Genomic DNA, 22,599 nt, shown 5'->3' on the forward strand with positions numbered 1-22,599 from the left:
CGCATCTCACAGGAGAGAGGCTGAGAGTTTGCTGAGCCCGTCAGAAGCATGTTTTGTGTCCGAATTTTCGGCCCCTTAACACGTCCGGCACTTCTCCGGCGACCTTTCGGCACAGTATGTTACCAATCCGTAATAATCTCAGGTGAACCTACTGGCAGGTTCATTTTTCCGAGCCTGCGCGCGCCGGAGGTTGGTGGCGCAACTGCTGACAGAAAGTGTTTGAGGGTATGAAGTTCAGGAAGTTCGCCGCAACATCCGCCCTGGTCATTGCGGCTGTTGGGATCAGTGCCGGTTCGTCCTACGCGCAGCCCGCGGCGGTCGACAATCCCGATATCCACTACAACGCGAACGTGGTCGACAAGTCGGTGGTGCTGCAGACGGACGTCGGTTCGATCGATACCGAAGGCAATCAGCTACAGGTCCGCGACAATCTGGGCAATGTGGTTGCTGGCTTTCCGCTGAGCTACCTGAGGGACGGTCTGGAGTACCCGATCGCGGCCCAGGCTGACGGCGCCAACAAGATCACGTTGACCCCGAGCGTCGACCCGGCCACCGCCCACTCGGTCCCGATGCTGCACGACGTCGCCTCCCGCGAGGAGATGGACGATGCGATGTCGAACGCGGGCACCGAATTCGCCCTGGCCACCGGCATCGGCACGCTGGTCGGCACCGTCATCGGCCTCGGCGCGGGCTGCGCCCTGGGCGCACTCGTCGGCACCCCGTTCCTGATCATCCCGGGTGCGATCGGCGGCTGCCTCACCGGCGCCGCGCTGGCCGCCCCGCTCGGCGCCGCAGCAGGCATGATCACCGTCGGCGGCGTGGCAGGCATCGCCGTAGCCATCGAGTACTTCAACCGAATCAACACCCCGGCGCCTGCGCCGCAGGGCTGACCACCGTCCACAACGCAGTAGGGCCGGACCGCCGAACAACGGTCCGGCCCAACTCATCGGTTCGTCGTGCCCTCCAAATGTGCACGCCCGCGCATGCCATCTAGGCACATTCAGTCCCGATCCCGGAAATGCTCAGCGTCTTCCCAGCGTGCTCAGCCCCCCTGTCTCATCCGTCTCGATTCCCGCCATGATCATCCACCCGTTTCCCGGCATGCTCATCGGTCTCATTCCCTGGCATGCTGATCCGTCTTGATTCCTGGCATGCTCATCCACCTCGATTCCGGCATGCTCATCCACTTCGATTCCGGCATGCTGATCCGTCTCATTTCCCGGCATGCTTTTGGCCGGGATCAACCAACCGGAGACGGGGCACGCCGCTGGGCTGATCGTTCGCGCGGGGCGTCCGGAGTTGGGACGGTCGGGCGGGGGGAGCGGCTGCGGTCGGGGGCGACCAGGATCGCGGTGATCGGGATCGCGAGCGACAGCGTGCCGATGGCGAACACCGGGACGAACAGCGTGAACAGCACCTCGCCCGACGCCGGCAGCACGGCCGGGTCCACCCGGACCTCGACGCCCGCCAGCCCGACGTAGTGCAGTGCGTTGACCGCGATCGCGAACAGCACCCCCACGCCGACCAGCACGGGCAGCGGCCGGAAGCGCGCGGTCGCCCACAGCACCCCGAACGAGATCACCAGGGCGATCACGGTCGCACCGACACTGGTCCACGGATTCACCTGGACCGCGCCCTGCACCCGGATGGCGCCCATGCCGAGAAAGTGCATGAGACCGAGTCCCAGACCCATCACCGCGACGCCCCCTGCCAGCCGCCTCGGGTCCGGGACGCGCCCGCGCACGAGCAGGCCCGCCAGCACCGCCGCCACCGCGATGAACGCCGCGAGCACCATCTGCGCCACGTCGTAGTGCATATCGCCAGTGGGCACGTCGACGCCCAGCATGGTGACGTAGACCGCCAGCCAGGTCCCGACGCCGCCGAGGGATACCGCCGCCGCGGTGAGCCACACCAACCGGAAGCGCGCGGTGACCGACAGCGTCGACTGCCGCACGCACGCCAGGCCGACCACGCCCCCGGTCAGCGCGACACCGGCGGCCAAGCCGAGCACCCAGTAGCCCATGGCGAAATAGATCATCGTTGGTCCTTCCCCGGCGGCCTAGCCCGGTGCGACGGTCTGGTGTTGCTGTGCGGCGGTGAGGCGCGCGATCGCGTACTCGGTCACCGCGGCCAGCGACCGCCGGACCTCGTTCGCCTCCCGGGCGTCGATGTCCACGACCGGCACGTCCTCGCGGATCGACAACGCCTCGCGCAACTCGCCGACCGGAAACTGTGGGGCGTCCGGAAACCGGTTCACCGCCACCAGGAACGGCAGCGAACGGGCCTCGAAGAAGTCGACGACGGCGAAGCTGTCCTCGAGGCGGCGGGTATCCACCAGCACCACGGCCCCGATGGCGCCGCGGATCAGGTCGTCCCACATGAACCAGAACCGGCGCTGTCCGGGCGTGCCGAACAGATACAGCGTGAGATTTCCCGGCAGGATGATGCGCCCGAAATCCATGGCCACCGTGGTGGTTTCCTTGCCCGGGGTGGCCGACAGGTCGTCGATGCCGTCGGAGACGCCGGTCACCATGGCCTCCGTGCGCAGCGGAACGATCTCCGAGACCGCGCCGACGAAGGTGGTCTTTCCGGCGCCGAACCCGCCCGCCACCACGATCTTGGTGGATGCGGTGGGAGTCTCCAGCCCAGCGGCGGAGAGTGCGGCACCGGGCACGGGATCAGAGGGCACGGAGTCCACGCAGGGTCCTTTCCATCAGGGATCGGCGCTCATCGAAGCTCGCATCATCGCTCAAGGTGGTGTACACGCGCACGGTGCCAGCGACCACCAGGTCGCCGATCACCACCCGAACCATGCCGAGCGGCCGCTGCAGATGCGCCGCTATCTCGGCGACCGACAGCCGCGCGGCGCCCAGCCGCAGAATATCGGTGCGAACGTCGCCGACGGGCCAGTCGAACTGATTCGCGTAGGGCAGCGTCTCGATCACCGCCTCCATCGGCAGCTCCACCGCGGGCTGGGTGCGCCCGGCGGTCAGCGCGTAGGGGCGGACTCGAGTGGTGGGCCGGCCGGGCCCGGCCCCGTGGAAGTTGGACATCGCGTTCGCTAGACCGCCCTCGCCGTGGCTTGTACGACCGCGCCGACGCGGTCGACCAGCAGTGCCATTTCGTATCCGATGCGCCCGATGTCGTGCTGCTTGTTGGCCAGCACGGCTAAGTGCGAGCCGTTGCCGACGCTCATCACCAGCAGATAGCCGCGCTGCATATCGACGACCGACTGCATCACCTTGCCGCCGTTGAACAGTTGCGCCGCACCCGAGGACAGGCTGGCCAGGCCCGCGGTGACGGCGGCCAGCTGCTCGGCCCGATCCGACGGGAGGTTCGGGCTGGTGGCCTGGAGCAGGCCGTCGGCCGAGACGAGCACCGCGTGCGAGACCCCGGGAACCTCCCGGGTGAAGCGGTCGACGAGCCAGTTCAGGTTCTCGTCCGTGGTCTGCTCGGTGTCGGTCATCTCGGGCCTCCGTCGTCGTTGTGCTGGGCATCGGCTCGTCCGCTGCGGACACCACTCAGATGCCTGGACAAGTTGTTGCGGATCTCCTCCGGGTCGGGGGCGCCGACATCGGTCGCCGGGGCCAGCCCGCCCGGCACCAGCTGCGCTCCGGGGCGGCGGATCGGGAGCCCGCCGGTGGTGCGGGAATCGGTCGGCGGCCGGACGGCGTCGGCGGCTGCGGCCCAGCCCTCGTCGGCGGGGGAGTTCCACATCTCGGCCGGGCTGCTCGACGACGGCTCCACCAGCCACTCCGACACCATGCGCTGATAGATCGGCGTCGTGGGTTCGGGTTTGGCCGCCGCCGCGTCGGAGTCCTCGGGTGACGCGGTGTTCCGATTCGGCAGTGCGGCACCCTGATTCGCGCGCGTGACGGCAAGGTTCGGCGATGCCGCATTCCGGCTGGGCAGCGCCGCGTTCCGATTCGGCAATGCGGCGGTGCCGTTCGGTGGAGTCGCGGAATCGTCCCACTGTTCGGCCGCGGTTGCGGGCTCGTTCCACTGTTCGGCCGGTTTTGCGGGGTCGTTCCACTGTTCGGCGGGGGTTCCGGTGTCTTCCCACTGTTCGGCGGGGGTTGCGGGGTCGTTCCACTGTTCGGCCGGGGTTCCGGTGTCTTCCCACTGCTCGGCGGGTGTCGCGGGGTCGTTTCGCTGCCCAGCCGGTTTTGCAGGGTCGTTCCATTGCTCAGCCGGGGTTGCGGAGTCGTCCCATTTCTCAGCTCGGTCCGTCGGGTCGTTCCATTGCTCGGCCCGGCTCGCGGAATCTCCCCACTCGTCGTCCGATTCCGCGGAGTCTCCCCATGCGCCGTCCGGCCCCGCGGACTTGGCTGCCGGGGCCGGAACATCCTGGTCGGCGAGGTAGTCGTGCTCGCTGCCGAGGGCGTTGCCCTCGTTGCCGAAGTAGTCGCGTTCCCCGGCGCGAGCGGGGGTGGTCGCGGGTTCCGAAGGCCCTCGGTTGGCGAGGTAGTCGTGCTCCTCGGACCGGGCCGGGGTGGTGCGCTCGTCGGTTCCGGAGCCCATGTTCAGCGTCGGAAGATGCTGGGTCGGGCCGTCCGGCGACGCCAGCGGCGGCCAAGGCGCGGCGGCGTCTTCGTCCGGACGCCGATCGGGCGCGCCCCGCTGCGGTAGCGCGAAGGAAGGATCGGCGGGGGCATCGCCCGTGGCGTCCGGCCCGGCCGGGCGCCGCTGGGGCAGTCCCGAACCGGTCGTCCCGAACGAACCGAAGTCCGCCTGCCCGGCGTTCGAGGAGCGCTGCGGCGTGGTCGATTCCGTCGTCTCCGGCGGCGCGGGTGCGGCGAAGGTCGCCGTGATCGGCTGCGGCCCACCGGCGGCGTCCGGCGCGGGGGAGACCAGCGGCCCCGGCAGGTGCACACTGGCGGTGATCCCGGACTGGTGCGTCATGGCCGACGTGCGGCGCAGGCTGACGGTGATGGTGTGCCGGGTGGCCAACCGGCCGACCACGAAAAGACCCATGCGGCGGGCGGTTTCGATGGTGACCTCGCCACCGGACGCCAGCCGCTCGTTGATGGTGCGCAGATCGTCCGCGGACATGCCGAGGCCACGGTCGGTGATCTCGATCAGGTAGCCGCCGTCCACGGCGCGCGTCACCGACACCGCCACCGGGGTCGTGGGCGGGGAATAGCGCAGCGAGTTGTCGATCAGCTCGGCCAGCAGATGCTCGATGTCGACCGCGGGCTCACCGGCGACGATGCGGTCGGGCACCGCGCCGATCTCGACCCGCTGATAGTCCTCCACCTGCGAGACCGCACTCCACAGCATGTCCGACAGCGGGACCGGGGGCAGGTGGCCGCGACGCAGCGCGGTACCGGCCAGCACCAGCAGATTGTCGCCGTTGCGGCGCATGCGGGTGGCCAGGTGGTCGAGCCGGAACAGGCTCTGCAGCCGCACCGAGTTGTCCTCGTCGCGCTCGAGGTCCTCGATCAGATTCAGCTGCTGCTCGACCAGCGACTGGCTGCGCCGCGACAGGGTCTCGAACATGCTGCTGATCTGCAGCCGCAGCCGCGCCTGGTCGGCGGCGAGATGCAGGGCCTGGCGGTGCATATCGTCGACGGCGCGGGCCAGCTGGCCGATCTCCTCGGTGGTCTGCACGTCCACCGGGACAATCTCCGGCGTGGCGCCGCCGCCGCGCACCACCGCGAGTTCGGCGGGCAGGTCCTCGTGGGCCACCTGCAGCGCGTCGCGCCGCAGCCGCCGCACCGGGATCACCAACGACCGGGCCACCGCCAGGGCCAGCGCCAGCCCGGCGAGCAGCGTGACGACCACCAGCGCCACATCGCGCAGCACCTGTCCGCGCGCGTCGGTCAGGCGCGCGGCCAGGCTGGTGTCGATCAGATCCACCAGGCGATCGGTGGAGTCGGCGTAAATGTTCGCGCTGGTCTGCAGCGATTCGGCGACCCCGGGCACACTGATCGGTTCGGCCGTGCCCTGACTGAGGGCGTCGACGCGGGTCTGCAGCGCGGCGAGCAGCACGTCGGGCTTCTCGGCCGTCTCGGGGTACACGGCCGAATACTGGTGGATGGTGGCCGACTCGCCACCGGCCGACAGCAGCGCCTGGGCCACGAGTGCCGGATTGTTGCCGAGATCCCCGCTGATGATCCACAGCTGTTCCTGGGTGAACATCTGCCGCGCGATGGCGATGACGCCCATCTGCACGTAGTACCGCTCGATGGCGGTTTCCTTGGGGGTAGGCAGCGCGGTGATCGCGGTGTCGATATGGGTGGAGACCTCGTCGGCCTGCCGCCCGATCTGGAACGGCGCGGTGCCGTTGCGGCTGTCGCGCAGGGTGCGCCCGGCGGCCAGGGCGTTGGTGATCGCGGTGGTCACGCGCTTGTCGAGCTGCGAAACCTGCAGCGCCGCCTGCAGATCGGCCAGGGCCTGGTCGAACTGGGCGGCGTCCTGGTCCAGTGCCGTTTGCGAGCTGCGGTCCCCGGGGCCTCCGCTGGCCGCCGCGGTGACCGCGAGCTGGTTGGCGGCCGTGCTGTAGTTCAGCATCGGCCGGATGATCCGTGCCTGCTCACTGGCCGTATTCAACTGCGAGATCGTGGACAGCTCATCCTTGATGCGCAACACGCCGAATGCCGAGGCGAGGATGACGGGCAACAGCAGGACGATGCCGACCTTGCTCGTCACGGACAGGTTGGACAGACTCCTCTGCCACGGCCGCGGTGCATTGCCCATCCCGCTTGTGTCGCCTCCGCTTGCTTATGGCCCTCCGGTCCACTCGAACGGGTACCGACCACAATCCCCGCCGCAGCCCGGAAAGCTCCGACTCGAGGCTGGAATTCGTTGCCAGGATGTAGCGGTCTTCGTGGGGCGGAACCCGCGCAGAACCAACTGGAGGTCTTCTTTTACGGCAGGCAACATACCGTGTGGAGTCGGGGACGGCAATTCGGAGATCGACTCCCGTGAACGGCGATTCTTGCTGCACACAACATGTTTCGCAAGGCATCGGATGGCCGACCGGTGCCCCGTCGTCAAAGCGACTGGTCATCGCCCCAGGATGGCCCGGCGTGTCGGATGTTTGCTTCTCAGTCGACTCTCAGTCGTTGCAGTCAGACTGAGAGTCATGCGCATTCTGGTTGTCGATGACGATCGCGCGGTGCGGGAATCGCTGCGCCGATCGCTCACCTTCAACGGTTACACCGTCGACTTGGCCGTCGACGGGATCGACGCCCTCGACAAGGTGGGAGCCCAGCGGCCCGACGCCCTGGTGCTCGACGTGATGATGCCGCGGCTGGACGGGCTCGAGGTGTGTCGCCGGCTGCGCAGCACCGGCGACGATCTCCCGATTCTCGTTCTGACCGCGCGGGATTCGGTATCCGAGCGGGTCGCGGGCCTCGACGCCGGGGCCGACGACTACCTGCCCAAGCCGTTCGCGCTGGAGGAACTGCTGGCCCGGCTGCGCGCGCTGCTGCGCCGCACCACCGCCGATCCGGGCGCCGACTCCTCGGAGACGATGACGTTCGCCGACCTGTCGCTGGACCCGGTGACCCGCGAGGTCTCGCGCGCCGAACGAGCCATCAGCCTCACCCGCACCGAGTTCTCGCTGCTGGAAATGCTGATGGCCAATCCGCGCCGCGTGCTGACCCGCAGCCGCATCCTCGAGGAGGTGTGGGGCTACGACTTTCCGACCTCCGGCAACGCGCTCGAGGTGTACATCGGCTACCTCCGCCGCAAGACCGAGGCCGAGGGCGAGCCCCGGCTGATTCACACCGTGCGCGGCGTCGGCTACGTGCTGCGCGAGACGCCGCCGTAGGAGTGCCGTAATTGTGGGAAGGACAGTTCCGCGTCAGCCGGTGGTCGCCGGCCTGCGGCCGCGGGTCCAGGCGCACGAGATGCGCCCGCCCATGCCGCTGACCCGATCGGTCTCGCTGCGCTGGCGGGTAACGCTGCTGGCGGCCTCGGTGGTGGCGGTGGCCGTCGCGGTGACCTCGATCGCGGCCTACGCCATGGTGGCCCGCGCGCTGTATGCCGACGTGGACAATCAGCTGCGCGACCGCGCCGACGTGATGATCAACACCGGTATCGATCAGACGGGGTTCCAGGCGCTCATCGGATTCAGCGCGGTGTATTCCAACGACATCGGGATCGCCCTCATATATCCGGGTCTCGACGACGCCTATGTTCCCCCGCAGCCGATGAATCCGCCGATCGGGGCGGCGGAAACCGCGGTGGCGGCGGGAAAGTCGAATTCCTCGCTGCGCACGGCGAACAATCAGCGAGTGCTCGCCAAACGAACGAAATCCGGTGCCACGCTGGTAATTTCGCGGTCGCTGCAGCCGACCAAGGAAATTCTCGACCGGCTGGCCCTGCTGCTGTTCGTCATCGGTGGCTGCGGTGTCGTGCTGGCCGCGGCCGCCGGAACGACGGTGGGGCGCACCGGATTGCGCCCGATCGCCCGGCTCACGGCCGCGACCGAGCGCGTGGCCCGCACCGACGATCTGACGCCGATACCGGTCGCCGGTGACGACGAACTCGCCCGGCTCACCGACAGTTTCAACACCATGCTGCGCGCCCTCGCGGAATCCCGCGAGCGGCAGCGCAGGCTGGTGGCCGACGCCGGTCACGAGCTGCGCACGCCGCTCACGTCGCTGCGCACCAATATGGAACTGCTGATCGCCTCGCAACGCCCTGGCGCCCCGCCGATCCCCGAACAGGACATGGCGGAGCTGCGCGCCGATGTCATGGCCCAGATCCAGGAGCTGTCCACGCTGGTCGGCGACCTGGTGGATCTCGCCCGCGAGGACGCCCCCGAAACCGTGTACGAGCGAGTCGATCTGGGCGAGGTGGCCGAGCGCGCCCTGGAGCGCGCGCGCCGCCGGCGCACCGGCATCGAATTCGCCGCCGAACTGCGCCCATGGTTCGTCTATGGGCACGAGGCCGGGCTGGAGCGCGCGATCCTCAACGTGCTCGACAATGCGGCGAAGTGGAGCCCGGCGGGCGCGCGCGTGCGCGTCGATATGCGCGAAACCGGCCCGGGCCTGCTGGAATTCACCGTCGACGACGCGGGCCCCGGAATTCCTCCCAACGAGCGGGAGCTGGTGTTCGAGCGCTTCTACCGGACCACCGCCTCCCGCTCGATGCCCGGATCCGGGCTGGGACTCGCCATCGTCAAGCAAGTCGTGACTAAGCACGGTGGAACCATCACAATCGACACATCCGATCGTGGCGGCGCCCTGATCCGCATCGTATTGCCGGGTGAGGGCGCCGCACCGGCTCTCACGGAGAACTGAAAGCGCGGTCTCAGTCCGCTCTCAGTCCTTGTCACCAAGCTGGGCGACAGACTCGAGGAGAAACGAGAGAAATGACCGAGGATTCGAAGGACAGGCGGGACGAGTCGGCCGAGACGCCGGTCGGACCGGGCTCGCACCCCGAAGCACCGGGTCGTCAGCCGACCGAGGAGTTCCCGAAAGCCGTGCCCAACGAACCACAGCCGAACCAGCCCTATTCCGCTGCGCCACAGTCGAACCCGCCGTGGGCCGCGCAGTCGAACCAGCCGCAGCCGGGCATGTCGCAGACGGACCAGCCGCAGTCCGGTGCGGCGCAGCCGAATCCCGCCGAGCAGGGCGCCCCCACGCCGCAGTCGCCGTACGGTCCGCCCGGCGGACAGCCGACCGAACCCGTGACCGCGCAGTACCCGGCCGATCCGGGTGCCCACCACACCGCGCCCATCCCGCCCTATCCGCCCGCCGGACCCGCTCCGCGGCGGGGCCGCACCGGTCTGGTGGCCGGAGCGGTGGTACTGGCACTGGTCAGCGGCGGCATCGGTGGCGCGGTCGGTGCGCTCGTGACCGGATCCGACGACAACAACTCGGTGGCCACCAATGCGTTGAACGCCCCACCGCCCAAGGCCGGGCAGCCCGCCGTCAACGCTCCCGCCGGGACAGTGCCCGCGGTGGCGCAGCGGGTGGTGCCCAGCGTCGTGATGATCCGCGTCGCGGGTGCGCGGGCCGAGGGCGAGGGTTCCGGGGTGGTGCTGACCTCCGACGGGATGATCCTCACCAACAACCACGTCGCCAGCGGCGCCGGTCCGAACGCGAAGATCCAGGTGCAGTTCAGCGATGGCAGCGTGGCCTCCGCCTCCGTCGTCGGCCTCGACCCGGTCTCGGATCTGGCCGTCATCAAGGCCGATAAGTCGGGCCTCGCCCCGATCGAGCTGGGCGCCTCGCAGAATCTGCAGGTCGGCCAGTCGGTAGTGGCCGTCGGCTCGCCGCTCGGCCTGGCCGGGACCGTAACGACCGGAATCGTCTCGGCCCTGAACCGGCCGGTGTCCACCAGTGGGGAGGAGGGCGGCGGGACGACCCGCTCGGTGATCTCCGCGGTCCAGACCGATGCGCCGATCAATCCCGGCAACTCCGGCGGCGCGCTGGTCGACATGAACGGCAATCTCATCGGCATCAACACCGCGATCGCCACGCTCGGGTCCTCCGAACTCACGGGTCAGCAGAGCGGTTCGATCGGGCTCGGCTTCGCCATCCCGGTCGACCAGGCCCGCCGGGTCGCCGACCAGCTGATCAAGACCGGTCACGCCACCTACGCCCAGATCGGCATGTCGGTGCGCCCGGCGGACGACATCAACGGCGCCCGGGTGCTCGAGGTGACGCCGGACGGCCCGGCCGCGAAGGCGGGCATTCCGCCCGGGTCGGTGGTGACCAGGGTCGACGATCAGGTCATCGACTCCGGTAACGCGCTGGTGGCCGCCGTTCGGTCGCATCAGCCCGGCGACAAGGTGAAGGTCACCTATACCGATGACAAGGGGCAGAACCCGAAGACCGTCGAGGTGGCGCTGGCCGCCGCGCCCGCGGACGGTGGTCCCCGATGATCGACCGCCCACGCCCGCTCTCGGTCCTGGCCGACCGCCGTTCCGGACCAGGGGACACTGCGCCGATGTCGGCGGTGGACGCTACGGTGAGCAGCATGGAAATCGATGCCGCTGTCGCCGGCCGTGCCCTTGTCGTGGTCGTCGACGACCGAACCGCGCACGGCGGGGTGGATTCGTTGGGGCCGTTGGTGACCGAGCTGCTCGCCGAGGCCGGATTCCTGGTCGATGCCACGGTCTCGGTGGCCATGGACGAGGTCGAGATTCGCAACGCGCTCAACACCGCGGTCATCGGCGGCGTCGATCTGGTCATCTCCGTAGGCGGCACCGGCATGTCCCCGCGCGACGTCACCCCGGAGGCCACCTCCGAGGTGCTCGACCGCGAGCTGCCGGGCATCTGCGAGGCGCTGCGCTCGTCGGGGCTAGCCGCGGGTTCCCTCGACGCGGGGCTGTCGCGGGGCCTGGCCGGGGTGTCCGGAAGCACGCTGGTGGTCAATCTGCCCGGCACCCGCGCCGCGGTGCGCGACGGCATGGCCACCCTGGGGCCGCTGGTCTCCCGGGTCATCAACGAACTGTCCGGATTGGAAGAGTGACCGACACACCGCGCGAGGAGCATCCGGCCCCGAGCCCGCGCCGTTCCGACGGCCCGGCCCGGGGCCGTTCGCGTTCCTCGGCGGAGGCCGCCAGGCTGGCGCGCATCTTCGGCGACACCCTCCCGCAAACAACCAGTGACGAGCGCGGTCCCGATGGCGAGCGACCGGAGGCGTCGGACGAGTGGTTGCGCTCGCAGGTGCCCCCTCATCACGGCTGACTCCGCGTATTACGGAGCTATTACGACGGCTCAGATGCGCCACGTCCGCGTAATCCGCTCGAATCCGAGCACTCACAGCATTTATGCGTAAATCGTGATGGGTATGCCCAGTTGATGTGATCCAGATCACACCTCCTTTACAGGGTCTTACGTTGTCACGCCCTCGCCGGTGCGTTTAATGTCCAACTTTGGGCTGCTCCACCTGCGGTTCCCAACGGCTTGAGGAAGGCGTGCCGGCGCCGACCTCAGCGGGACATAGCCCGGTCCCGACCGTTGGTTGTCGTTGCCGGAAGTTCGTCGTCGGTTACATGGCGGCAACAAACCAGCGACAAACTGAGCTGGGCCTGAAAGGACCGCTTTTCAGCCTCGATGGTCGAGGCTGACGTTAGAAAACCTGATGAGGGGAAGTATGAGCGAGAACCGCACCATCGGTCTGCGGCGTGGTGCCCGTTTCGCGGGCATCGGCGCGGCCGCAGCCGTGGCCATCGGCCTGTTCTCCACCGGTGCTGCCAACGCCGACACCTTCGTGCCGTTGCCGGACGGCCAGAAGGCGGGTCCGAACGGCGTTGTGATCACCCGCACCGGAGAGCACGCAACCATCTCACCGTCGTTGGCGGCCAACGGCGCCGGGCGCACCGTCTGGGTGTCGGGCAACGCGATCGCCGACGTCCCGAACGCTCCCGAGTCCACCGTCGGTCCGAACAACGGGCCGCTCAATTCGCCGGGGACGAACAACTCGTCCACGCACGGCACGTCCCAGGTCAACAGCGGCTACATCGTGGGCTGCCAGGTCAACATCGGCTCCGACGCCATCTCGGCCGGAATCTCCGGCGGGATCAGCATGACCGATGCCAGCATCGGCGGTTCCATCGGCCTGGAGTTGGGCCCCGGCGAGGTCAAGTTCGTCCAGATCGACTACAAGGACATCACCAAGCCCGGCCGCTACTCGGTCGAGTATCAGGATGCGGAGATTCAGATCCAGAACTGCGCGGGTTATGCCCAGGCGCGGTCGTACACCGTGGTCGAGGTCGTCGGTAACCACTACTCGAAGACCACCCTCTACGGGCAGCCGTTCTCCATCGGCTGACGTTTCGATTCCGCCAATTCCATTCCCGCGTAAAGCGATTCACCCTCGAGGGACCAAATTATGAACATCCGAAAGTCCGTGGTTCGCGCGGCCGGTATCGGCGCTGTCGCCACCGCCGCCCTGGGCCTGTTCTCCACCGGCGCCGCCAATGCCGACACGTTCGTGCCGCTGCCGGGCGCCGACCTGACCAAGACCCTGTCCGACGGCACCGTGGTGCACGTCTATGTCGACGGCGAGTCGGCGAACATCAACCCGTCGATGGGCTCGACCCCGGTGCACCGCAACGCGTGGGTCTCCGGAACCGCGCACGTGGACATCTCCGGTGACACCACCGCCACCGGTGGCTCGATCTTCCCCGGCTATGTCGTGGGCTGCCAGGTCAACATCGACGGCGGCGGCGTCAACGGCGGACCCGAGGCCGGCGCCGAGTGGGACAGCGAAGGCAATGTCACTCCGTCGATCAAGGGCAGCGGCGGCGGTGACCTGACCCTCGGACCCGGCCAGGCGCAGTCGTTCTACATCCTCGATCTCGAGCAGGCGGACGACTTCGGCAACGAGTCGCACAAGAAGCGCAACAAGTTCAAGGGCAGCAGCGGTTCGGTGTCCTGGGCCGACTCCACCATCGGCCTGAGCGGCTGTGGCGGCTACGCGCAGGCGCGCTCGTTCGTCAACGTGGAGGTCGAGACCGACAACGTCATCAGCTGGGTGACGGTGTGGGGCCAGCCCTTCAGCCTCGGCTGATCCCGGTCCGGCGCATGCCGGAACGACGGAGACGTCATCTCGTGGGTGGGCTCGGTGCCCTGGGCGCCGGGCCCACCGTTCGTTCGTGGCCGAACTCGTTCGCGATCAGAAGTCGCTCTCGTTCAGACGCTGTTCTGTTCGGGACTCGTGCCTGCCACCCGCGCTCCGGCTGTTCTCGGCGAGCAGATCGCGGATTTCGCGCAGCAGCTCGAGTTCGTTGGCCTCGTCCTTGGAGGCGGCGCCCCAGCGCTTCTTGAACCTGGCGGCGGGCATCACGAGCACGAAGTAGAGGATCGCCGCGATGATCAGGAAGTTGAGCGCCGCGGTGACGATCGGACCGATCGCGATGAAGGTTGCGGGTTTGTCGGCCACCAACTGGACGCCCCAGCCCAGTTCCTCGCCGCTGTCGCCGAAGATGGCCAGCAACGGGTTGATGATCCCGTTGGTGAATGCCGTGACGATCGCGACGAAGGCGGTGCCCATCACGACCGCGACCGCCAAGTCGATCACATTCCCGCGCAGCAGGAATTCCTTGAAACCCTTCAGCATTGCGGCTCCTGTCTCATCACCGCGCCCCTGCGGATCGAGAATAAGGGCTGGTAGCGGCGTTGGACGCGGTGGATGACTGGTTTCGGTTCGGGTAACTCGGATGCTATCGGAGTTCCGAAGCAAATGTTCGGCGATCTTGATGAACCTAGTGGAAGACCACGGTCAGCGCGGTGTGCAGCGAGGCGGCGGCGACCGCGGCCGCCCGGGTGGCGTCCAGCGCGACCAGCACGATGCGGTCTTCGGGTCCGCGCGTCTTACCCGTGCCCGCGATCAGGACCACCGCGGCGTCGACGGCGAGCGTGCGGGGCGGACCGGCGCCGTGGCTGCCGCCCGCGGCGGACTCCTCGGCCGCCACCACGTCGACCCGGTCGCCAGCGCGCAAGATGTCGGCAACGGCATTGTCCGCCAGGCGAATCGGCACGATGCGCGCCTCGGGCGTCCCGGCGGCCGCGGCGGCCAGGCGCGGCCCGATCACGCGCAGGTCCGTGAGTATCTCCCCGGCGCGCACGGCACCCGTCGCGGTCGCGCCGAGCAGCGGCGTGAGGTCGCGGGCGGCGCCTTCGGGCAGGGTTCCGGCGGGGCGTGGCGCGCGGCGTAGATCGGCGCTGTCCAGGATCCGGCCGGGGGCCAGATCGCGCGCGGCGACGACCACCTCCACCTGTTCGGTCCGGGGGTTGCCGCGCAGGTACAGAGCACCGGCCAGCACGGCGAGTACCGCGGCGAGCAGGCGGCGCGCCGCGGTGGCGTCGGCCCAGGCCGGCCGGTACCGAATCGCCAGGTCCCAGCGCGGTCCGCGGCCGAGGTGGGGATCGGGGCGCGATCGCTTCATGACCGGCACGCTACGGCCGCCCGCGGTCGTGCCTACCGGAAATCAGCTGGTCATCGCCGGGCTGTGGATAACGATGCGGCTGTGGATAACGATGCGGCTGTGGACAACTCGCCCGCCGGAGGGCGCCGGATCAGGCGGCCGAATCGGTCTTGGCGGAGCTGGAGCTGCTGGAGGTCGCGGCGGCGGAGGAGCCGCTCGACGATTCCGAACTCGACGAGGAGGACTCCTTGGCCTTGGCGGGCTCGCTCGCCGTCGATGAGCCGTTGCGGCTGTCGGTGCGATAGAAGCCGCTGCCCTTGAACACGATGCCGACCGAGTTGAAGAGCTTGCGCAACTTACCGCTGCACTTCTCGCAGGTGGTCAGGGCGTCGTCGGAGAACGACTGAACGATGTCGAACTTATCGCCGCACTGCGTGCACTGATACGAGTAAGTAGGCACTTGCGAACCTCCACAGTCTCTGCCGCTTAGCACTCTACAGCCGACAGTGCCAACATAGCCAATTCGACATTAATTCCCGTCCGACCGGCCACCCAATCGGCGCAGTCCGCCGCCGGGGGTCAGCGCCCAGCCCATGCGCCGATCGTGCGATTCCTCGGGCAGTCGTTGTACCAGCTCATCGTCCCGCACGACCGCGATCAGCGCGGCGGCGGGGTCGGCCGCGGGCAGGGTGCGGTCGTAGTAGCCCGCGCCGCGGCCCAGCCGGACACCGCGGCGGTCCACGGCGAGTGCCGGGACCAGAATCACCGCGGCCGATTCGATTGCGGCGGGCGACATTCGGACGCCGGTGGGCTCCAGCAGCCCGAAGCGGGCGGGCCGCAGCGAGTCCGCGCCGCTGTATTCGGCCCAGTCCAGGGGGCCCGGCGGCCCGGTCACCGGCAGCAGGACGCGAGATCCGGTGGCACGCAGCGCGTCGAGCATCGCCGTCGACCCGGGTTCGCCGCGAATCGGCACGTAGGCGGCGATCCACTCGGTTCCGGGCCACCGCGCGCCCAGGTGCGCGACGGCTGCGGTCAGCGCGGCCGACTCGACCTCGCGCACAGCCGGTTCCACCGCCGCGCGGCGCGCCAGCAGTTCCGCACGCCACGCCTGTTTGTCCCACGAGCCGGGTTCCTGCACATCGGTCACCTTAAGCAGCGCGTTCCGGGCGCCGCCACGAGGCCGAACGTCGCGGTTTCGGCCGGTTCGCCGAACCGGGGCCCGGAAGCTCGGCCATGGACTCGCGCCCGGGCGGGATCCGCGGTTGCCCCGACCCGGCCCGGGCGCCAACCGTCGCGCAACCGGCCTGACCGCTCGGCCGGGCAAACGTGACGATGTGCCCAGCTCGCGCCGAAATATGTTTTCGTCGCAGGTCGGCGGGTATTAACCCAACCAACTTCGAACGCCTAGGGGCGCGCGGAGGGTTGCTCGATGTGCGGGAGCCCGGCGTGGCCCACGTGCGGCCACCGCGGCCGGTCCACCGGCTGGCGTGGTACGACAGCGGATCCCGCGCACCAGGTTCGACGCGCTCCCCACCGAATTGCCCCTTAGGCTCTCGGGGACGCGAGGCCGCTGCGGGGCCGCATCGGCCGACGACTGCATGGATAGGGTGTGCGCTTATGAGTGACGGTGGTTTGCAGCCCTCGCAGGCCTGTTTCCGCACGGCGGTGGTGCCCGCGGCCGGACTCGGGACGCGATTTCTGCCCGCGACCAAGACGGTGCCGAAGGAATTGCTGCCGGTGGTGGACACGCCCGGCATCGAGCTGGTCGCGGCCGAGGCCGCCGATTCCGGCGCCGGTCGTCTGGTGATCGTGACCTCGCCCGGCAAGGACGGAGTGGTCGCGCATTTCGTCGAGGACCTGATGTTGGAGAGCACCCTCGAGGAGCGGGGCAAGTTCCACCTGCTGGAGAAGGTGCGCAAGGCGCCGGGCTTGCTGGACGTGACGTCGGTGGTACAGGAGGAGCCGCTGGGGCTCGGCCACGCGGTGGCCCAGGCCGAGCAGGTACTCGACGCGGACGAGGACGCGCTCGCCGTGCTGCTGCCCGACGACCTGGTCCTGCCCAGCGGCGTGCTCGAGGTGATGGCCCGGGTGCGGCGCAAGCGCGGCGGTTCGGTGCTGTGCGCCATCGATGTGCCCAAGGACCAGGTGAGCGCCTACGGCGTCTTCGACGTGGCCACGGTGCCCGATGCGGCGAATCCGAATGTGTTGCGCGTCAAGGGCATGGTGGAGAAGCCCGAGCTGGCCGACGCGCCGTCGACCTATGCGGCGGCCGGACGCTATCTGCTCGATCGCGCGATCTTCGACGTGCTGCGCCGGATCGAGCCCGGCGCGGGCGGTGAGCTGCAACTCACCGACGCGATCTCGCTGCTGATCGACGAGGGCCACCCGGTTCATGTTGTGGTGCACCGTGGGTCGCGCCACGACCTGGGCAACCCGGGCGGTTATCTTCGTGCTGCGGTCGATTTCGCTTTGGAGCGAGACGAATACGGCCCCGCGCTGCGTGAGTGGCTGGAGCGTCGGCTCGCTCCCGACTGGAATCCGCAGCTGACCTCGTCCGAGTGACGGGGCAGCCCGGATTCTCGTCGTGCGGGGTCGAGGGACGCCGGACATATGAGGGAAGGGCTGCATGCGCTCGGTTGAGGACCAGCAGATCAAGGTGACCGCGGCGGCCGTCGCCCCGCGGCCCGTCCGGGTCGCGATCTCCGAGGCCCAGGGTCTGTTGTGTGCTGAGGATGTCGTCACCGAGCGGCCGTTACCCGGGTTCGACCAGGCGGCGATCGACGGATACGCGGTGCGCAGCGTGGATGTGCAGGGCGCCGGCGCCGACATCCGCGACGAGGGCGGCGATCCGATCGATCTGACGCTGCCGGTCGTCGGCGAGGTGGCCGCGGGGTCGCGGCAGCCGATCCGCCTGCAACCGCGCCAGACCGTGCGGGTCGACACCGGCGCGCCGCTGCCGACGCTGGCCGACGCGGTGCTGCCGCTGGACTTCACCGACGGCGGGCGGGCCCGGATCAAGGTGTACGAGCCCGTGCGCTCGGGGGATTACGTGCGCCGCATCGGCGACGATGTGCAGCCGGGCGATATCGCGGTCCGGGCGGGCACCATCATCGGCGCCGCGCAGGTGGGGTTGCTGGCCGCGGTGGGCCGCGACAAGGTGCTGGTGCATCCGCGGCCGCGGCTGTCGGTGATCTCGATCGGCGGGGAACTGGTCGACATCGATCGCACGCCCGGCCCCGGCCAGGTCTACGACGTGAACTCCTACGCGCTGGCCGCCGCGGCCCGCGACGCCGGGGCCGATGTGAACCGCGTGGGCATCGTCAGCGCCGACCCCCGGCGGCTGCGCGATGTGGTGGAGGGGCAACTGGTGCGCTCCGAGGTGGTCGTGATCGCCGGTGCGGTCGGCGGCTGGGCCTCCGAGCAGATTCGGGAGTCGCTGGCGGGCCTGGGGGAACTGGAGATCGCCCGGGTCGCCATGCATCCGGGTTCGGTGCAGGGTTTCGGGCGGCTGGGCCGCGACGAGGTGCCGACCTTCCTGCTGCCGTCGAATCCCGTTGGCGCACTGGTGGTCTTCGAGGTGATGGTGCGGCCGCTGATCCGGATCGCGCTGGGCCGGCGCCATCCGATGCGGCGGGTGGTGCGGGCGCGCACCATCATGCCGATCGTGTCGATGCCCGGTCGGCGCGGTTATTTGCGGGCGCAACTGATGCGCGATGAGCGGACCGGTGAGTATCTCGTGCAGCCGCTGGGCGGCAACGGCTCGTCGCATCTGCTGTCCACGCTGGCGGAGGCGAACAGCCTGATCGTGCTGGAACCGGATGTCACCGAGGTGCGCACCGGTGACGAGGTTCCGGTCGCCTTTCTCGCCCAGCGCGGGTGAGATGTGGACATGAACGTGTTCCGGGCCGCTCAGCACCCGGGCTGGCCCGCCCATCTGGGTCCCGTGCGGGTGGTCGCGGGTCAGGTCACGTTGCGGCCTATCCGCCTGCGTGATGCCGCCGCGTGGGCGCGGATCCGGGTCCGCGACCGCGACCACCTGGAGCCGTGGGAGCCGACCGGCCGCGGTTCGTGGGAGGCCCGCAACCATCCGTCCAACTGGCCCTCGCTGTGGTCGAGCCTGAAGGCGGAAGCCCGCCGCGGGGCGATGATTCCGCTGGTGATCGAGGTCGACGGGTCGTTCTCCGGCCAGCTGACGGTCGGCAACATCGTGCGCGGCGCCCTGCGCTCGGCCTGGATCGGCTACTGGGTCGCCAAGGACGTCGGCGGGCAGGGCGTGGCCACCGCCGCCCTGGCAATGGGCCTGGACCACTGTTTCGGCCCGGTCGGGCTGCACCGAGTGGAGGCGACCGTGCGCCCCGAGAACCTGGCCAGCCAGGCCGTGCTCCGCAACGTCGGCTTTCGCGAGGAGGGCCTGCTCCGCCGCTACCTGGACGTGGACGGCTCCTGGCGCGACCACCTGCTGGTAGCGATGACCACCGAGGAAATCTCCGGCACTGTGGTCGAACGCCTGGTCCGCGCGGGCCGAGCGACGTTGTCCTGAATGTTACTCGTGTGACGGGTGTGGGCGGCGCGCCTGCGGGATATTCCTGGGGCGCGGCACTAGCCTACGGACGTCGGTGGTGCGTCCTGCGCTACCGGAAGGGAGCCTGCGAAGTGACCCGACGAGGCGGCGGTGCGACCGGCGCGGCGGCGGGACGCTGCGCCGGTGATGAGGTGAAAACCGTCGAAGGGATATCAGCCAGGCGGGGACGGAGGTGCGAGCGCGATGCCGAATTCGATCTTGTGGGTCGGCCTGGTCGTGCTCTGGGTCTTCGTGCTGTTCCCGATGCTCGCCGACCGGCATCCGCGCATCCGGCGCACGACCGATGCCGCGCTGGCCACCCGGGTGCTGCACCGCGGCGGCACCAGGCGGCGCATGAAGAAGGGACCGGCGGCCGGGCACGAGTCCGACCCGGATTGGGTGCCGACCCGCGTGCACAGAAAGCTTTCCCACGGCGATGATGCGGAGGATCGGATGACGACATCGGCCGATGAGTCCGTCACCGAGCGCGACGACGAGACCGCCCGCGACCGCGATCCGGACGAGCCGGTAGCGGCCGATACCGACAGTGAAATCCTCGACGCCGAGATCGATGACGCCGAGGTGGACGCCGACTTCGACGACGAGATCAGCGATGCCGAGATCGACGGCGCGGCAACCGACGACGTGCACGACGACGCCGAGTACGACGCCGAGCAACCTTCCCCGGCGATGGCCCGCATCCCTCCGGCCCGCTCGGCCACCGACCCGGCGCTGTTGCCCGAGATCGACGAATCCGATTCCGCCGACGAGGATTTCGTGCCGACCCGCCGCGGCCGCGGCGGCTACGACCCGGAGTCCGACGCGATCGCCCGCCGCGCCCGCTACCGGTTCCGGCAGCGCGCCGCCCTCGGTCTGGCGCTGAGCGCGCTCATGTTCGGCGCGTTCGCCTTCGCCGTGGCGCCGATGCTGTGGTGGGGGTGTGCGCTGTCGGTCGGGGCGCTCGCCGCGTACCTGATCTACCTGCGCCGCCAGGTGCATATGGAGGAGGAGATCCGCCGTCGCCGCGCCGCGCGCCTGTCGCGGGGCCGCCGGCGTCCCGAGGACGCCGAGCCCGGCCCGGCGCGCCACGAGGACGAGGCGCTCGACCGCGATGCCGCCCGCGTCCTGCGCCGCCGCGCCGTGGTGCTGGACATCGATGACGAGGACGCCGCGTTCGATCATCTGGAGCCCTTCGACGCGGCCGCCGCCCGCGCCACCCGTAACCGCGCCGCCGGTGGCGAAATCCGCCGCGCCGCGGGGGAATAGGGAACCAACCGCCGGCGCCGAGGCATCGGTGGGGCAGAGCGCCGTCGGTGCGCGTCCCGGCGACCATGGTGCGGCGGGGTCGTGAGCGGCAGCTGGCACTACGATCAGGTGCGCAATCGGCGCGAGAGGAGTCGGCCTGATGGGCGCCAGGAAAGCGGTGCCGACCGCCGAGACGATCGACCGGCGCCGCGAACTGCTCGACCGGCTGGCCGAGGTGATCGCCGAGGACGGTATCGAGGGTGTCAGCATCCGCACCCTGGCCGCGCGCGCCCGGGTCTCGATCGGCACGGTGCAGTACTACTTCTCGACGAAAAACGATCTACTGCAACGGGTCTGGGAGCACGTCCGCGACGAGGCGGCCCGCCGTTTCGCGGCCTCGAACGCCGTCGGCCTGCCGCCCCGGGAGCGCCTGGCCCGCTTGGTCGACCTGCTCATCGCTCCGGGCCCCGACGACGTCCTCGCGCGCGTCTGGCTCGCGCTGGTCGCCCGCGCCGCGCACGATCCGGAGATCGCCGCCCTGCACCGCGGGCAGTGGAGCGCTATCGAGGGCCTGCTCGCCCGCACTCTCGCCGCGGTCAACCCGTCGCGCGCCGACGATGCCGCCGACGCCGCCGCCGAACTCCTCGGCCTCCTGGACGGCGTCACCATCGCGATCCTCACCGAACCCGATCGCATGCCCTCCGCCCGCGCCACCCGCATCGCCCGCGCCTGGACCACCGCTTGGGCCGGTAGCTGAAATTCACGCACTCCGCGCACGACCACGCACCCCCCACACGTGCTGGAGCGGGTGCGAGAGTGCACCAGGGGTGCGGGAAAGCGCTGGTTGGGTGTGACATGCTGGGCGGGTGACGCGAGGTGAGGTGTCGAGGGTGGCTGACGAGGGCGTGGAACTGGTTGCGGGCGCGGCCCGGATGGTGGTCGATGCGGCCACCGGTCGTATCGCGCGCTTCCGGATCGGTGATCTCGAGGTGTTGCGCACCGGCGCACGCTTCGGCAGCTTTCCGATGGCGCCCTGGTGCGGGCGCATGCGCGACGGCGTCCTGCGCTGGGAGGGGCGCGCCTACCAGTTGCCCCGCAATGCCGAACCGCACGCCATCCACGGCACGGTGCGCGACCACCCGTGGGAGGTGGTGCGGCGCACGGAGGCCGAAGTTGTTCTCGCCCAGGAGCTTCGGGAGCCCTGGCCGTTCGCCGGGCGGGTCATTCAGTCGTTCGCGCTGACCGGCGAATCGGCCACGTTCCGCATGAGCGTCGAATCGGCGTCGGAATCCTTTCCCGCGCAGGTCGGTTGGCATCCGTGGTTCGAACGGCGCCTCGGACTCGAGGGCACCGCGGTCGAGATCGACTTCGCCCCGGCGTGGCAGGAGAAGCGCGGCCCGGACTACCTGCCCGACGGCAACCGCATCACCCCGCTGCCGGGCCCGTGGGACGACTGCTTCGGGATGCCCGACGGTGTGCTGGTCGCACTCACCTGGCCGGGAAGTCTCGAACTGACCGTACGCAGCCCGCTGCGGTGGGTGGTGGTGTACGACCTCCCCACCGACACGGTGTGCGTCGAGCCGCAGTCGGGCCCGCCGAACGGGCTGAACACCGCGCCGCGGGTGGTCTCACCGGACGCACCGCTGGTCGCCGAGATGTCGTGGGGCTGGCGCCCGCTCGGCTGAGCAGGGTGGGCCGGGCGCACGGGCTCACCGGACGCGGGAGGAGTCGGGAACCAGGTGTCCGGCCTCGACCAAGGTCCGGACCGCGGCCCGCCGTCTCGGGCACTCCTCGGTCCGGCAGGACAGGTGCATCTGCATGATGGCGTGGGCTTTTTGCGGGGTGAGCTGGAGGGGTTCGATCCAGCAGGTACTGAACATGTCCACGTCGGAGGCCTCTTCTTCGATCCTGGAACACCGGAGGGCGTCGTGTGGGGTGCGCCGACGCCGGTCTGATC

Annotated in this window: 23 protein-coding genes; 14 read left to right on the forward strand and 9 right to left on the reverse strand. The window is 69.5% G+C overall.

Annotated features, from left to right (window positions below; translation table 11 throughout):
- Nucleotides 1-227 precede the first annotated feature (227 nt).
- The gene (locus ACYVLQ_RS25695; RefSeq protein WP_460700083.1) at nucleotides 228-890 is read left to right on the forward strand and encodes a hypothetical protein; all 663 of its coding nucleotides are present in this window, start codon (nucleotides 228-230) and stop codon (nucleotides 888-890) included.
- 350 nt (nucleotides 891-1,240) lie between these two features.
- On the opposite strand, the gene ACYVLQ_RS25700 is transcribed toward ACYVLQ_RS25695, so the two are convergent.
- Genes ACYVLQ_RS25700 through ACYVLQ_RS25720 form a run of 5 tightly spaced genes read right to left on the reverse strand, consistent with a single transcriptional unit; the run spans nucleotide 1,241 to nucleotide 6,651 of the window.
- Nucleotides 1,241-2,038, reverse strand: a complete 798-nt coding sequence (locus ACYVLQ_RS25700; RefSeq protein WP_460700084.1) for an MHYT domain-containing protein — start codon at nucleotides 2,036-2,038, stop codon at nucleotides 1,241-1,243.
- Nucleotides 2,039-2,059: 21 nt separating this feature from the next.
- Nucleotides 2,060-2,644 (reverse strand): GTP-binding protein, encoded by a 585-nt coding sequence (locus ACYVLQ_RS25705; protein ID WP_460700189.1) that lies wholly within the window; start codon nucleotides 2,642-2,644, stop codon nucleotides 2,060-2,062.
- Between the two features lie 34 nt (nucleotides 2,645-2,678).
- Nucleotides 2,679-3,053 (reverse strand): DUF742 domain-containing protein, encoded by a 375-nt coding sequence (locus ACYVLQ_RS25710; protein ID WP_068014872.1) that lies wholly within the window; start codon nucleotides 3,051-3,053, stop codon nucleotides 2,679-2,681.
- Between the two features lie 8 nt (nucleotides 3,054-3,061).
- The gene (locus tag ACYVLQ_RS25715; RefSeq protein ID WP_068014869.1) at nucleotides 3,062-3,466 is read right to left on the reverse strand and encodes a roadblock/LC7 domain-containing protein; all 405 of its coding nucleotides are present in this window, start codon (nucleotides 3,464-3,466) and stop codon (nucleotides 3,062-3,064) included.
- Entirely contained in the window at nucleotides 3,463-6,651 is a 3,189-nt protein-coding gene (locus ACYVLQ_RS25720) for an ATP-binding protein (protein WP_460700085.1), read from the reverse strand. Before ACYVLQ_RS25720 ends, ACYVLQ_RS25715 begins: the two co-directional genes overlap by 4 nt.
- Nucleotides 6,652-7,087: 436 nt before the next feature.
- On the opposite strand from ACYVLQ_RS25720, the gene ACYVLQ_RS25725 reads away from it, so the two are divergent.
- The 7 genes from ACYVLQ_RS25725 to ACYVLQ_RS25755 all read left to right on the forward strand — a co-directional run bounded on the left by ACYVLQ_RS25725 (nucleotide 7,088) and on the right by ACYVLQ_RS25755 (nucleotide 13,479).
- Nucleotides 7,088-7,777, forward strand: coding sequence for a response regulator transcription factor (locus tag ACYVLQ_RS25725; protein WP_460700086.1), 690 nt, complete (start codon nucleotides 7,088-7,090; stop codon nucleotides 7,775-7,777).
- A gap of 79 nt (nucleotides 7,778-7,856) precedes the next feature.
- Entirely contained in the window at nucleotides 7,857-9,254 is a 1,398-nt protein-coding gene (locus ACYVLQ_RS25730) for an ATP-binding protein (protein WP_460700190.1), read from the forward strand.
- A 71-nt stretch (nucleotides 9,255-9,325) separates the two neighbouring features.
- On the forward strand, nucleotides 9,326-10,843 hold the full coding sequence (locus tag ACYVLQ_RS25735) for a S1C family serine protease (RefSeq protein ID WP_460700087.1): 1,518 nt from the start codon (nucleotides 9,326-9,328) through the stop codon (nucleotides 10,841-10,843).
- A gap of 95 nt (nucleotides 10,844-10,938) precedes the next feature.
- On the forward strand, nucleotides 10,939-11,433 hold the full coding sequence (locus tag ACYVLQ_RS25740; RefSeq protein WP_460700088.1) for a MogA/MoaB family molybdenum cofactor biosynthesis protein: 495 nt from the start codon (nucleotides 10,939-10,941) through the stop codon (nucleotides 11,431-11,433).
- Nucleotides 11,430-11,651, forward strand: a complete 222-nt coding sequence (locus tag ACYVLQ_RS25745) for a hypothetical protein (protein ID WP_460700089.1) — start codon at nucleotides 11,430-11,432, stop codon at nucleotides 11,649-11,651. Before ACYVLQ_RS25740 ends, ACYVLQ_RS25745 begins: the two co-directional genes overlap by 4 nt.
- A 409-nt stretch (nucleotides 11,652-12,060) precedes the next feature.
- Entirely contained in the window at nucleotides 12,061-12,738 is a 678-nt protein-coding gene (locus ACYVLQ_RS25750; RefSeq protein ID WP_068014853.1) for an MspA family porin, read from the forward strand.
- A 60-nt stretch (nucleotides 12,739-12,798) separates the two neighbouring features.
- A complete protein-coding gene (locus ACYVLQ_RS25755; protein WP_460700090.1) occupies nucleotides 12,799-13,479 on the forward strand; it encodes an MspA family porin in 681 nt (226 codons plus the stop codon).
- A 105-nt stretch (nucleotides 13,480-13,584) separates the two neighbouring features.
- Here the strand turns inward: ACYVLQ_RS25755 and mscL are convergent, their stop codons facing one another.
- The 4 genes from mscL to ACYVLQ_RS25775 all read right to left on the reverse strand — a co-directional run bounded on the left by mscL (nucleotide 13,585) and on the right by ACYVLQ_RS25775 (nucleotide 15,974).
- On the reverse strand, nucleotides 13,585-14,028 hold the full coding sequence (mscL, locus tag ACYVLQ_RS25760) for a large conductance mechanosensitive channel protein MscL (protein ID WP_460700091.1): 444 nt from the start codon (nucleotides 14,026-14,028) through the stop codon (nucleotides 13,585-13,587).
- Nucleotides 14,029-14,173: 145 nt separating this feature from the next.
- Nucleotides 14,174-14,857: an SAF domain-containing protein gene (locus tag ACYVLQ_RS25765; protein WP_460700092.1), complete on the reverse strand. Its 684-nt coding sequence runs from the start codon at nucleotides 14,855-14,857 to the stop codon at nucleotides 14,174-14,176.
- Between the two features lie 130 nt (nucleotides 14,858-14,987).
- Nucleotides 14,988-15,296 carry an FmdB family zinc ribbon protein gene (locus ACYVLQ_RS25770; protein WP_460700093.1) on the reverse strand — a complete coding sequence of 103 codons (309 nt, stop codon included), beginning with the start codon at nucleotides 15,294-15,296 and terminating at the stop codon, nucleotides 14,988-14,990.
- Nucleotides 15,297-15,365: 69 nt separating this feature from the next.
- On the reverse strand, nucleotides 15,366-15,974 hold the full coding sequence (locus ACYVLQ_RS25775) for a 5-formyltetrahydrofolate cyclo-ligase (protein ID WP_460700094.1): 609 nt from the start codon (nucleotides 15,972-15,974) through the stop codon (nucleotides 15,366-15,368).
- A 479-nt stretch (nucleotides 15,975-16,453) separates the two neighbouring features.
- Between ACYVLQ_RS25775 and ACYVLQ_RS25780 the strand changes: the two genes are divergently transcribed.
- From ACYVLQ_RS25780 to ACYVLQ_RS25805, 6 genes are all read left to right on the forward strand, one after another.
- Entirely contained in the window at nucleotides 16,454-17,398 is a 945-nt protein-coding gene (locus ACYVLQ_RS25780) for a UTP--glucose-1-phosphate uridylyltransferase (RefSeq protein ID WP_460700095.1), read from the forward strand.
- Between the two features lie 64 nt (nucleotides 17,399-17,462).
- Entirely contained in the window at nucleotides 17,463-18,716 is a 1,254-nt protein-coding gene (glp, locus tag ACYVLQ_RS25785; protein WP_460700096.1) for a molybdotransferase-like divisome protein Glp, read from the forward strand.
- Nucleotides 18,717-18,725: 9 nt separating this feature from the next.
- Nucleotides 18,726-19,376 (forward strand): GNAT family N-acetyltransferase, encoded by a 651-nt coding sequence (locus tag ACYVLQ_RS25790; protein WP_460700097.1) that lies wholly within the window; start codon nucleotides 18,726-18,728, stop codon nucleotides 19,374-19,376.
- Between the two features lie 225 nt (nucleotides 19,377-19,601).
- Nucleotides 19,602-20,663 carry a divisome protein SepX/GlpR gene (sepX, locus tag ACYVLQ_RS25795; protein ID WP_460700098.1) on the forward strand — a complete coding sequence of 354 codons (1,062 nt, stop codon included), beginning with the start codon at nucleotides 19,602-19,604 and terminating at the stop codon, nucleotides 20,661-20,663.
- A gap of 139 nt (nucleotides 20,664-20,802) precedes the next feature.
- A complete protein-coding gene (locus ACYVLQ_RS25800) occupies nucleotides 20,803-21,399 on the forward strand; it encodes a TetR/AcrR family transcriptional regulator (RefSeq protein WP_460700099.1) in 597 nt (198 codons plus the stop codon).
- Between the two features lie 133 nt (nucleotides 21,400-21,532).
- On the forward strand, nucleotides 21,533-22,327 hold the full coding sequence (locus ACYVLQ_RS25805; RefSeq protein WP_460700100.1) for an aldose epimerase family protein: 795 nt from the start codon (nucleotides 21,533-21,535) through the stop codon (nucleotides 22,325-22,327).
- Nucleotides 22,328-22,599 lie beyond the last annotated feature (272 nt).

This window comes from Nocardia thraciensis, assembly GCF_054782435.1.